The organism is Streptomyces sp. NPDC004539 (assembly GCF_040610055.1).
Classification (GTDB): domain Bacteria; phylum Actinomycetota; class Actinomycetes; order Streptomycetales; family Streptomycetaceae; genus Streptomyces.
The window spans coordinates 396,278-407,508 of record NZ_JBEXLS010000002.1 but is presented as its reverse complement, the minus strand read 5'-3'; the positions used below and the strand labels follow the sequence as shown (position 1 = coordinate 407,508).

Below are 11,231 nucleotides of genomic sequence, written 5' to 3'. Positions count from 1 at the left end.
CGCCGTCCTTGACAGGGCCTGACGGGCGTGGGGTAGTGGGGAGGGCGGAGCAGGACGTGTGACGGGGGTGAGTCTTGCCGGAGCCGCGCTATCCCACGTTGGCCGAACTGACCTCGTCCGCGCGGGCGCTCGCCGTACGGCGTCCCGGGTTGTGCGGGATGCGCCAGGTGGGGGTGTCGCGCGCGGGACGTCCGCTGCACCTGCTGTCCGTCGGGCACGCGCGCCGGGCCGTGCTCGTCGTGGCCGGGGCGCACGCGAACGAGCCGACGGGCGGGCCGACCCTGCTGGCGCTCGCCGAACGCGTCCTTCGGGAGCGGCGGCTGCGCACCGGCAGGTCGTGGCACTTCCTGGTGTGCGCGGACCCGGACGGCGCGAGCCTGCACCGCACCCCGGCGCCGCGCAGCCTGCTGGAGTACCACCTCGGTTTCTTCCGGCCGGCCGGCCCCGAGCAGCCGGAGTGGTCCCCCGCGGCACTCCCTCCGGACCGGCTGCCGCCCGAGACGCTCGCGCTGACCGGCGTCATCGACGAGCTGCGGCCCTACCTCCAGGTGTCGCTGCACGGCACCGACCTGGGCGGCAGCTGGGTGCAGCTGACCCGGGACATCCCGGGGCTCGCGGCGCCGTTCGCGCGCTCGGCGGCGCGCTTGCGCATCCCGGTCGAGACGGGCGCCTCGGACGCGGCGGGCTGGCCGGTGTCGGGGCCCGGCGTGCACGTGATGCCGGGGCCCGGGGCGGGCGCGGCGTACCCGAGCATGCCGGACGACGCGCGCAGCAGCACCTGGTACCGCACGCACCGCTACGGGGGGCTCACGGCGGTCGTGGAGGTGCCGATGTGGGCGAGCGACCTGGTGGACGACGGGGCGCCGCACCCGGACCCGCCGGAGGCGCTGCGGCAGTTGGCGCGCAGGCTGCTGGGCGACGCGCGGATGGTCGAGGAGGTCCACCGGGAGGCGCTGCCCCGGCTGGGCGGCCCGGAGGGGCCTCTGCTGCGGGCCGCGCGGTGGGGCCTGGACCTGGTGCCGGGGCTGGCCTCCGACTGGACGCACACGGCCCCCGCGGACACCACGCGGGCCTATGTCAGCAGTGTCGACGCGTTCGCCCGGCGGCTGCCGCTGCGGGCGGCGGCGATGCTGCTGCGGGTGCTGCGCGAGAACGACGACCGGGCGGCGCCCCGGCTGGAACACCTGGTACGGATGTGGAGCGCGTCCTTCGCGGACCAGTTCCACGCCCGCTGGGTGCCGCTCCCCCACCAGGTGGAGCACCAGTCCCGCACGGTGGTGGCGGCGGCGCTGCACGCGCGCGGGAGAGCGGCTTGAGGGACGGGGCGGCTACCGGTCCAGCGCGAACACGGCGCCCGTCTGCGCGCCCATCTCGCACTTGTTGCCGAACGTCTTCTCGTACCGCACGGACCGTCCGTTCCACTGCCCGTGCGCCTCGGCGGTGACCGGGGCGTATTCGAGGGTGCAGAGGACCTCCTGCGCCGGGATGGACCGGATGTCGCCGCGGGCCTCCCGGAGCTGGGCGCAGGCTTCGGCGGCGCGCGCGTGGCCCTGGGGGACGTCGTTGCACAGCAGGAGGGTGCCGCGCATGTCGCTGGAGCGGCCGTCGCTCTTGGTGACGCTGATCTGGAGCCAGTTGCCGGGCAGCGCCCCCCGGACGGCGTTCTCGGGGGCCGCGGTCGCGGGGGCGGTGAGGGCCGTGAGGAAGAGGGCCGTGGCGAGGACGAGGAAGCGTGTCATGCCGTAGGCATCGGCACGCGCTCACCCCAGCCGCACCCCCCTCACCCGAACGTGCGCCGAACGTCAGTCCGCCGCGAGGCGGAACTCCACCCGGCCGAAGGAGATCTGGTCGCCCTCCCGGACGAGCGCCGCGCCGATCACGCGCCGCCCGTTGACGGTGGTGCCGTTGGTCGAGCCGAGGTCGCGCAGCACCCACATGCCGCCCTGGTGGCGCAGTTCGGCGTGCACCCGGGACACCGTCTCGTGGGTGAGGCGCAGCCCGTTCGCCGGGTCGCGGCCGATCCGCAGGGGGTGTTCCGAGCCCGGGATCGGCAGCAGGAGCTTCGGGAGCCGCTCGGCGCGCCAGGCGTTGCGCAGCCGGACCGTGAAGCCGGAGACGGCCTCGACGCTGCCGAACACCAGCCGCGACAGCCGCTTCTCGCGGGGCAGGTCGGCGGTGAGCGCCACCAGTTCGTCGGAGCGGCGCGCGGCGAGGGCCAGTTCCATGCGGCGGATGAACGTGTCGTGCGACAGGCGCCCCATGGCGACACCGTCCCGCAGCACCTTCAGCGCCTTGTCGCGCTCCACGTCGGAGAGCCGCGCGGGGTACGTGTTGAACTCGAAGGACGACGTCACGCTGGTGATTGTCTTTCAGGAGCTCCCGGGTGTCCAGAAAACCGGGGAACGGTGGCCTGCGCGCGCGTGCTTGACGAAAAAGGGGCACGTTATAACGGGCAAGTCCGCCGAAGCCGTCGTCCACGCGTGCGTGCACGACGGACGGGCCACCGACGAAGGGGAACCGTCCGTGCAGTTCGAGGTGTGGGCACCGCAGGCCGGCCGTGTGACGCTCCACGGCGACGGGATCACGCGCGCGCTGGAGCGCGATCCGGGGCGCGCGGGGTGGTGGACGGGCGAGGCGGAGGCAGCCGACAGCGCCCGGTACGGCTTCGCGGTGGACGACGGTCCCGTGCTGCCCGACCCGCGCTCCCGCCGCCAGCCGGACGGGCCGGACGGGCTCAGCGCGGTCGTCGACCAGGGCGCGTACACGTGGCGTGTGCCGTGGCCGGGACGCCCGTTGCAGGGGGCGGTGCTGTACGAGCTGCACGTCGGCACGTTCACCTCCGAGGGCACCCTGGACGCGGCGGCGGACCGGCTCGGCCTGCTCGCCGCCCTGGGCGTCACCCACGTCGAGCTGATGCCCCTGTGCCCGTTCCCGGGGACGCACGGCTGGGGCTACGAGGGCGTGTCCCTGTGGGCCGTCCACGAGCCGTACGGCGGCCCGGCGGGGCTCAAGCGGTTCGTGGACCGGGCGCACGAGGCGGGGCTCGGGGTGGTCTTGGACGTCGTCCACAACCATCTGGGGCCCTCCGGAAACCATCTGCCCGCGTTCGGGCCGTACTTCACGGACACGCACCACACGCCGTGGGGGGCCGCCGTCAATCTGGACGCGGCCGGGTCGGACGAGGTCAGATCGTTTCTGCTGGGGAGCGCGCTGGCGTGGCTGCGGGACTTCCGGCTGGACGGGCTGCGGCTGGACGCGGTGCACGCGCTGCGGGACGCGCGCGCGTACCCGTTCCTGGAGGAGCTGTCGGAGGCCGTGGACCGGCTCGCCGCCGAATCCGGCCGGCCGCTGTTCCTGATCGCCGAGTCCGATCTGAACGACCCCCGGGTGATCGCCCCGCGCGAGCGGCACGGTCTCGGGGTGCACGCGCAGTGGAACGACGACTTCCACCACGCGCTGCACTGCGCGCTGACCGGGGAGGCGCAGGGGTACTACGCGGACTTCGCGCGGGCCCCGCTGGCGGCGCTGGCCAAGACGCTGACGGGCGGGTTCTTCCACGACGGGACGTACTCGGCGTTCCGGGGGCGCCGGCACGGCCGTCCGCTGGACCGCTCCCGGACGGCCGCCCACCGGCTCCTCGGGTACAGCCAGACGCACGACCAGATCGGCAACCGGGCGCAGGGCGACCGGCTCTCCGCGTCCCTCCCGCCCGGTCTGCTCGCCTGCGCGGCGGCGCTGACCCTGACGGGGCCGTTCACGCCGATGCTGTTCATGGGCGAGGAGTGGGGGGCCTCGACGCCCTGGCAGTTCTTCACGGACCACACCGACCCGCAGCTCGCGGAGGCCGTCCGGCGGGGCAGGCGGCGGGAGTTCGCGGCGCACGGCTGGGCCGAGGAGGACGTCCCCGACCCGCAGTCCCCGGCCACCCGCGACCGCTCCTGCCTGAACTGGCCGGAGCGCGAGCGGGAGCCCCACGCCCGAATCCTGGCCTGGTACCGCGCCCTGATCGCCCTGCGCCACACCCACCCCGACCTCACCGACCCGGACCTCGCCGACCTCCGCGTCGCCTTCGACGAGGACGCCCGCTGGCTCGCCTTCCGCCGCGGCGACGTCCGCGTGGCCCTCAACCTGGCGAAGACCCCGGCGGACATCCCCCTCGGCCCCCGTCCGGCCCGCGTCCTGGCCGCCTGGGACCCCGTGGAGCCTCCGGGGGCCGACGGGCTGCTCCGGGTACCCGGGGAGTCGTGCACGGTGCTGGAACAGGACTGAGGGGAGGGGCGGGACTCGGGGACCGTCGCCGCCCGCCCGATCAACCCGCGCGCCTCATCAGCCCGCGCCCGAACACAGCCCCGCGCGGCCCGCACGCCGACCGCCCCCGCCGCCGTCACCGGTGGTCCGCCGCCGCTCCCCCGGCCCCAACCTCCCCCGCCCCTACTCGTCGTCCTCCCGAAGCTCCGTCGCCCTCTCCAGCAGGATCGCCTCCCAGGCCCGCTTCAGCTGGGTCCGCAGCAGGGGGAGCGCCGGTGCCGGGCCGGTGAGGTGGTCGGCGAGGCGGGTGACCGTGTCGCAGCGGGCCAGCCACAGGCCGCGCAGGCAGGGGCGGGGGCCGTAGCCGGCGAGGGTGGCGGCGCGGACGGCGGCACCGGAGCCGACCGCGCGGACGAGGCCGGCGATGTCCTCGGCGGGGTCGCCGAGGACGGCGGCGGTCCAGTCGAGGACGCCCCGGACGCGGCCGTCGGCGCTCACCACCAGATGCTCGCCGCGCAGCCGGTGGTGGACGAGGACGGCGGACCCGGGCTGCGAGGCGAGCTGCGCGGCGCCGGCCTGGGTGAGCTGCGCCAGCCGGCCCGCGTCGAACTCGTCGGCCCCGGCGAGCCGTTCCGCGGACTGGACCGCCATCCGCCGCAGCGCCTCCAGGGAGCGCGGCGCGGCGCGTGGCACCCCGAGCGACTCGGCCTGCCGGGCGGTCACCTCGCGCAGCCCGCCGAGCAGCCCCGCGAGGTCGGCCTCGCCGACGGCCGACACGTCGTGCTCCTCGGCGGTGCCGCCCGGCACCAGCGTGTCGAGCGTGTACGTCAGCCCCGGCGCCCACTCGCCGTGCGCGACGCTGACCGGCACGGTGACCGGGACGTGCGGCCGGACGACGTCCCGCAGCCGCAGCTCGCGGCGCTGGCGCAGGGACGCGTCCCGGTCCGGGGCGAGCCGCAGGACGTGGCGGGCGCCGACCCACCACGTGGAGTGCCCCTCGCCCTCGGTGACGGGGCGGACGCCCGGGTCGCCCTTGTCGAGGAGTGTGCGGGCCAGTCGGCGGACGGTGTCCGCGGTGGGGGTGGATGCCTGGGTCATGGTCGCGCCGTCACAGGTCGGTGAGGTGGGGAGGGGGCTCCGGGGTGCTCAGCGCACTATGACCAGCTCCCGCTCGGTGCGGTTGAGCCGCCGTCCGCCGTCCTCGGTGACCGTCACGATGTCCTCGATCCGCACCCCGAACCGGCCGGGCAGATAGATCCCGGGCTCCACGGAGAAACACATGCCGGGGACGAGGGGCTGCCGCTCGCCCTCGATCATGTACGGCGGTTCGTGGGTCGTGACCCCGATGCCGTGCCCGGTGCGGTGGATGAAGTACTCGCCGTACCCGGCGTCCGCGATGACCTCGCGGGCGGCGCGGTCGACGTCCTGGCAGGCGGCGCCGGGCCGCACCGCCCGGAACCCGGCCTCCTGGGCCTCCCGGACGATGTCGTGGACCCTGCGTTCCTCGTCGGTGGGCTCGCCGACGTGGACGGTCCGGGTGGTGTCGGAGCCGTAGCCGTCCTTCAGGCCGCCGAAGTCGAGGACGACCATGTCGCCGTCCTCGATGACCCGCTCCCCCATCTCGTGGTGCGGGTTCGCGCCGTTGGGGCCGGAGCCGACGATCGTGAAGTCGACCTGCTGGTGGCCGTGTTCGCGCAGCAGGCGGGCGAGGTCGGCGCCCACCTCGGACTCCCGGCGCCCGGCGAAGCGCACCGCGCGGACGCCCTCGAACGCGGCGTCGGCAGCCGCGCCGGCCGCGGCCATCAGCTCCAGCTCCGCCGCGTCCTTGACGGCCCGCAGCATCGGCAGCGCGTCCGTGAGCGCCGCGTACGCCGTGCCGGGCAGGGCCTTCTGGAAGGCGAGGAGATGCAGCGCCCACGCGTTGTCGCTGACGCCGAAGCGTCCGCGCGGGTCGAGGAGGGAGGCGGTCGCGGCGTACGGGTCCTTGCCGTCGGTCCAGTCCCGGAAGGACAGCGCGGGCGCGCCGGGCGCGTGGGCGGCGTCGGGCGCCTCCAGGGCGGGGACGACGAGGACGGGGTCCTGGCCGGGCGTGAGGACCAGGAGGGTGAGCCGCTCGGTCTCGGCGGTCGGGGCGTAGCCGGTGAGCCAGACCAGGTCGGGGCCGGGGGCGACGAGCAGGCCCGCGAGCCCCGCCTCGGCCGCGGACCGGGCGGCGCGCTCCATACGGGCCCGGTAGTCCTCGGCGGTGAAGGGTGCGGTGGCGGTCATGCGGGCCTCCGGGCGGGTCAGGGGCTACGGTCAGCATCCTGCCCGTGCGGCGGGGGCCGCGCGAGCCGGTCACCGCGGGTACTGCGCGGCATGGGGCCATCGTCGCGCATCCCTCGGACAGGGTGCGGAAGTTTTCCACAGGCCCCACCATTTGTCGGCTGATCATCCCCTATCACCGCCACGCCCGGCTCGTCCACCGGCCGGACCACGCCTCCCGGCACGGCCGGCGTCCGCCGGCCGGTCCACGACCCCCGCCACGCCCGGCTCGTCCGCCGGTCAGACCACCACCCCCGGCACGACCGTCAGCTGCTGGTACCCCCCGCCCCGGTGCAGCACCGTCACCTTGACCTCCTTCCCGGGTGCCGCCCGCCCCACCGCGCGCACGAGGTCGGCCGCCGAGTCGATCCGGGTCCCGCCGAACGTCAGGAGCACGTCGCCGCGGACGAGCCCCGCCGTGTATCCCGGGCCGGGGACGTGGACGGCGACGATCGCGGCGCCCGCCTTCTCTGCGTCGACCGCCTCCACGCCGAGTGCCCCACGCGCGGGCGCCGGGGAGGCGGTGGACGGGGAGGGGGCCGCGGGGGCCGACTGGGCGGTGCCCGGCGGGGCGGTGCCCGGCAGCGCGGTACCGGGGAGGCCGGCACCCGGCGCCGACTTCGTGCCCGCCGCCGCGCGTGCCGCCTGTTTCTGCATCTCCGCCAGCTTGCTCATGCCGATGACGGTCGCCCCGACCGTACCGAGCCCGACGCCGGCCAGGACGAGCACCGTCGCGGCGAGGAACCCGAGCAGCAGGGTCGTGATCCGCCGTCCCCGGCGGCGCGCGGCGTGCGGGCGCCGGGCGGCCGGGCCCCGCTCACCGCCTCCGGGCTCCCGTCCGGGCATCGGTTTGGGCCGCAACGCAGTCTGTTCCATGGGGATCGCCTCCGGCAGGTGCTCTACCCGGCCCACCGGCGCCCGACGTGCCACGAACGAGTGAGACTGACCCACGGTCAAAAGAGGTAGGGCCAGCTGAACGCCTCACCCGGAACCCCTGCCCCGCACTCCCCGCCCGGGACCCCCGCCCCGCACTCCCCGCCCGGAGCCCTCACCCGAGCGCCCCCACCAACTCCCCCGCGGCCCCCGCCGGCACCCCCGCGTACACGCACTCCACCCGGTGCACCACCCGAGGCGCCCCGAGCGGCACCACCCGTACCCCCGCCGCCCCCTCCCCCGCCGAACAGGGCAGCAGCGCCAGCCCGTGCCCCGCCGCCACCAGCGCCGTCAGCATGCGGACGTCGACCCCCTCGTACCGCAGCGCAGGCCGGAACCCGTGCCCCCCGTTGGCGGCGCGCAGGTGCGGCAGGGGCAGCGCGGTGTCGGGGGCGTCGATCCAGCGGGCGTCCGCCAGGTCCGCGAGCCGCACCGCGTCGCGTCCCGCCAGGGGATGCCCGTCCGGGAAGAGCACGCCCACCGGTTCCTCCGAGACCCCGTGCGTGGTCAGCGGGGCCACGTCGGGCAGGCGCAGCGGGTCGCTGGGGGCGGCGAGGCCGTCCACGAGGCCGATCTCGGCGGTCCCGGTGGCGACGGCAGCGGGGACGTCCGCGCGGGCGACGACGCGCAGGGTGACGCCGGCCGGCGGGAGCGCGGCGAGGACGCGGGCGCCGAGGGCGGTCGGGGAGGCGGCAAGGGTCAGGCCGTACGCGGGGGCGGCGGCGATGCGGGTGACGTCCGCGCGGGCCGCGTCGAGGCGCAGGAGGAGGGGCGCGGCGTGTTCCAGGAGGCGTTCGCCGGCCGCCGTGGGGGTGACCGGGCGGCGGGTCAGGAGGGGCGCCCCGAGGTCCTGTTCGAGCGCCGCGATGTGCTGGGAGACGGCCGACTGGGTGTAGCCCAGTTCACGGGCGGCCTCGGAGAAGGAGGCGAGGCGGGCGACGGCGACGAAGGTGCGCAGGAGATGCGGGTCCATGTCCGCAGGGTGTCATCAGTTCTGCTTATCGGGGGTGCAGGAATCATCGTTGGACGTGAACTCGGGGCGCCTTCCAGGATGGACGGCATGACAGCACGCATCGCTCTGGTCGGGGACCGTTCCCCGCACGTCGTCTCCCACACCCGTGTCCCGCGGCTGATCGAGGCCCTCGCGGTCCACGACCGGCTCGTCCTGGACGCCTACTGGATTCCCACCGAGGACGCGGCGCGGGAGGGCGCCGTCCGAGGGTTCGACGCCGTGTGGGTCGTCCCGGGGAGTCCCTATCGCAGCGAGGAGGGGGCGGTGGCGGCCGTACGGCACGCGCGCGTGGCGGGGGTGCCGTTCCTCGGGACCTGCGGCGGGTTCCAGCACGCCCTGCTGGAGTTCGCGCGGAACGTCGCCGGACTGGCGGACGCCGCGCACGCGGAGAACGACCCCGGCGCCGAGGAGCCCCTGCTGGCGCCCCTCGCCTGCTCCCTGGAGGGGCACGAGGGGGCCGTCCTGCTCGCGCCGGGTTCGCTCGCCCACACCGTCATCGGCTCGGACCGCAGCGTGGAGCGCTACTCCTGCCGGTACGGCCTGGCCCGCGACGAGGACGCCCTCACCGCCCACGGGCTGCGCTTCTCCGGCCGGGACGAGGCGGGCGAACCCCGGGTCGCCGAACTCCCCGGCCACCCCTTCTTCCTCGCGACCCTCTTCCAGCCGGAGCTGTCCGGCGACGGCTCCCGCCCGCACCCGGTGATCAGGGCACTGGCGCGAGCCGCCGTGGACCACGCGGCACGCACGCGTACGGATCAGCTGACCGGGAGCGGCGCGTAAGGCACCGCGGGCTCCCGCCGCACCCGCGTCTCCTCAGCCCGTGTGCCCCCCGTGCCCGCCGTGCCCGCCCGCGCCGTGGTCGAACTTCAGGGCCTCCGGGGGCAGGACGACGAAGGGGCGCATCATGCCCATGTCCTCGTGCTCCAGGAAGTGGCAGTGGTACATGAAGCGGCCGTAGGCGCCGTCGAACGTGCCCATGACCCGCAGGCCCTGGCCGCCGAGGGCGCGGAAGACGTCCTTGTAGCCCTGTTCGTTGGCCGGGAGGGGCACGATGTCCGGCTTGAGGGTGATCGGGGTGGCGGTGCCGCCGACCTCGGGGCGGAAGCCCGACACGTCGTAGACGTCGCGGCCCATGATCTGGAAGTCGGCGAGGTGGATGTGCATGGGGTGGGCGAACCCCGCGAGGTTGAGGAAGGTCCACTGCTCGTGGGCGCCCTCGGCGACGGTGAAGCCCAGGCCGTCGTTGAAGGTGCGGGAGATGCGGCGGTACGTCTTCGGCGTGCCGTTCGCCCCGGTGATCTGGATGATCCCGTCGGCCGGGAACTGGATGCCGTCCGCGCTCTCCAGGGGGAGCATCTCCCAGATCTCCGGATGTCCGCCGCCGCCCTTGGTGGTGGGCGGGGTGAGGACGATCATCCGGTGTTCGTGCGGCGTGTCGTGGCTCATGCGGCGGAAGGAGCCGGAGAGCACCTCGGGGAGTTCGAAGGCGTCCGGCTCGCACGCCTCGCCGACGCGGAACTGCATGACGTCGGGATAGCGGACGTCACCCGCCGGGTCGGGCACGCCGGGGGCCTGGTTGGGGCCCTTGTTGACCAGGCGCAGCGTGCGCCCCTCCAGGCCGCGCAGGTCGAAGAGGAGGTCGAAGCGCTCCGCCGGGGCGGCGATCAGCGCGGGCATCGCCGCGTCGAAGTCGATCGGCACCGGGCGCGGCAGGAGGCCGCCGTCGCTGCCGATCTGGTGGACGACGCCGGGGACCGGAAGGTCGTCCTCGTCGAGCAGGACGAGATTGTAGATGCGGGCGTTCGAGGCGTTGACCAGGCGGAAGCGGTACCAGCCGGCCTCGACCTCGGCGTAGGGCCAGATGCGGCCGTTGACCGTGGAGTACGGGCCGCTGAACGGGAGCGAGACGGGCTTGCCCGTTTCGGCGTTGACGCCGAGCATCTGCGTCTTGTGCAGCAGGCGGCCGTTGAGGCGGCCGTCCTCGTCGGTGTCGAGGTTGCGGTCGGCGAGCAGCAGCGGGATCTCGCGGTCGCCGGAGGGGAGGCCGAGGGCGTCCTCCTCGTCGTCCCTGATCAGGTACGTGCCGTACAGGCCCGTCATCACGTTCCACCGGGTGATGTTCATGGCGTGGTCGTGGTACCACCACTGGACGGCCTGGTGGTCGTTCGGGTACTCGGAGAGCTGGGCGTCGCCGACGGCCACGGCGTTGTCGGCCCAGCCGTCGTTCCCGCCGCCCGTCTGGGCGCCGTGGAGATGCGTCACAGACCAGGCGGGGAGGGCCGCGACGTCCTTGTTGGGTTCGACGCCCTCGCGGCCCGGTACGGTCGTCGTCCCGGGGCGCTGGACCTCCACGGCCGTGACGGGGTACTCGCTCCCCTCGGGGATGCGGTTGGTCCACGCGATGCGTACGCGCTGTCCCCGGCGCACCTCGATGGTCGGGCCCGGCACCACGCCGTCGTACCCCCACATGAGGGTCGGCGGGAGCTGGGGGTGCAGGCGCACCCAGGCGGGGCGCAGGGCGATCTCGGTCTCCCGCGTGACGTCCCCCTGCGCGGGGCGCAGGACCGGCGGGACGGTCAGCGGTGCGGCGAACGGCGTCAGCTCCTGGGCTGCCGCCGCCTCGATGTCGTGCTCGACGGTGGTCTCGGTGGTCTTCTCGACGGTGTCGGTCATCAGGCACTACCCCCGTAGTGAGTTCGGGTCGGTCGTTCCCCTCACCCCAGAAGACTCCGTG

The 11,231-nt window shown here is 75.0% G+C and carries 10 protein-coding genes; 3 read left to right on the top strand and 7 right to left on the bottom strand.

Features of this window, described 5'->3' with window-relative positions; all coding sequences use genetic code 11:
• The first annotated feature begins 74 nt into the window (after positions 1-74).
• Complete coding sequence (locus ABZX85_RS05515; protein WP_355862670.1) at positions 75-1,316, top strand: M14 family zinc carboxypeptidase; 1,242 nt, start codon at positions 75-77, stop codon at positions 1,314-1,316.
• A gap of 12 nt (positions 1,317-1,328) precedes the next feature.
• On the opposite strand, the gene ABZX85_RS05510 is transcribed toward ABZX85_RS05515, so the two are convergent.
• Complete coding sequence (locus tag ABZX85_RS05510) at positions 1,329-1,739, bottom strand: SSI family serine proteinase inhibitor (protein WP_355862669.1); 411 nt, start codon at positions 1,737-1,739, stop codon at positions 1,329-1,331.
• 63 nt (positions 1,740-1,802) lie between these two features.
• Complete coding sequence (locus ABZX85_RS05505) at positions 1,803-2,354, bottom strand: DUF1707 and FHA domain-containing protein (protein WP_355862668.1); 552 nt, start codon at positions 2,352-2,354, stop codon at positions 1,803-1,805.
• 169 nt (positions 2,355-2,523) lie between these two features.
• On the opposite strand from ABZX85_RS05505, the gene treZ reads away from it, so the two are divergent.
• Positions 2,524-4,269, top strand: a complete 1,746-nt coding sequence (treZ, locus tag ABZX85_RS05500) for a malto-oligosyltrehalose trehalohydrolase (protein ID WP_355862667.1) — start codon at positions 2,524-2,526, stop codon at positions 4,267-4,269.
• Between the two features lie 162 nt (positions 4,270-4,431).
• On the opposite strand, the gene ABZX85_RS05495 is transcribed toward treZ, so the two are convergent.
• The 4 genes from ABZX85_RS05495 to ABZX85_RS05480 form a co-directional block, all read right to left on the bottom strand.
• Entirely contained in the window at positions 4,432-5,346 is a 915-nt protein-coding gene (locus ABZX85_RS05495) for an aminoglycoside phosphotransferase family protein (protein ID WP_355862666.1), read from the bottom strand.
• A 48-nt stretch (positions 5,347-5,394) separates the two neighbouring features.
• A complete protein-coding gene (locus tag ABZX85_RS05490; RefSeq protein WP_355862665.1) occupies positions 5,395-6,516 on the bottom strand; it encodes an aminopeptidase P family protein in 1,122 nt (373 codons plus the stop codon).
• A gap of 276 nt (positions 6,517-6,792) precedes the next feature.
• The gene (locus tag ABZX85_RS05485) at positions 6,793-7,428 is read right to left on the bottom strand and encodes a PDZ domain-containing protein (RefSeq protein WP_355862664.1); all 636 of its coding nucleotides are present in this window, start codon (positions 7,426-7,428) and stop codon (positions 6,793-6,795) included.
• A 172-nt stretch (positions 7,429-7,600) separates the two neighbouring features.
• Positions 7,601-8,458, bottom strand: a complete 858-nt coding sequence (locus tag ABZX85_RS05480; RefSeq protein ID WP_355862663.1) for a LysR family transcriptional regulator — start codon at positions 8,456-8,458, stop codon at positions 7,601-7,603.
• A gap of 87 nt (positions 8,459-8,545) precedes the next feature.
• Here ABZX85_RS05480 and ABZX85_RS05475 point away from each other — a divergent pair, with 87 nt between their 5' ends.
• Positions 8,546-9,277, top strand: a complete 732-nt coding sequence (locus tag ABZX85_RS05475; RefSeq protein ID WP_355862662.1) for a hypothetical protein — start codon at positions 8,546-8,548, stop codon at positions 9,275-9,277.
• A 33-nt stretch (positions 9,278-9,310) separates the two neighbouring features.
• On the opposite strand, the gene phsA is transcribed toward ABZX85_RS05475, so the two are convergent.
• Positions 9,311-11,170 carry an O-aminophenol oxidase PhsA gene (gene phsA / locus ABZX85_RS05470; RefSeq protein ID WP_355862661.1) on the bottom strand — a complete coding sequence of 620 codons (1,860 nt, stop codon included), beginning with the start codon at positions 11,168-11,170 and terminating at the stop codon, positions 9,311-9,313.
• Between the last annotated feature and the right edge of the window lie 61 nt (positions 11,171-11,231).

What these genes read in the sequence shown, in the direction of transcription:
- ABZX85_RS05510 (WP_355862669.1), bottom strand. Translation starts at nt 1,739, where the DNA reads ATGACACGCTTCCTCGTCCTCGCCACGGCCCTCTTCCTCACGGCCCTC.
- ABZX85_RS05495 (WP_355862666.1), bottom strand. Translation starts at nt 5,346, where the DNA reads ATGACCCAGGCATCCACCCCCACCGCGGACACCGTCCGCCGACTGGCC.
- ABZX85_RS05490 (WP_355862665.1), bottom strand. Translation starts at nt 6,516, where the DNA reads ATGACCGCCACCGCACCCTTCACCGCCGAGGACTACCGGGCCCGTATG.
- ABZX85_RS05485 (WP_355862664.1), bottom strand. Translation starts at nt 7,428, where the DNA reads ATGGAACAGACTGCGTTGCGGCCCAAACCGATGCCCGGACGGGAGCCC.
- ABZX85_RS05480 (WP_355862663.1), bottom strand. Translation starts at nt 8,458, where the DNA reads ATGGACCCGCATCTCCTGCGCACCTTCGTCGCCGTCGCCCGCCTCGCC.
- ABZX85_RS05475 (WP_355862662.1), top strand. Translation starts at nt 8,546, where the DNA reads ATGACAGCACGCATCGCTCTGGTCGGGGACCGTTCCCCGCACGTCGTC.
- phsA (WP_355862661.1), bottom strand. Translation starts at nt 11,170, where the DNA reads ATGACCGACACCGTCGAGAAGACCACCGAGACCACCGTCGAGCACGAC.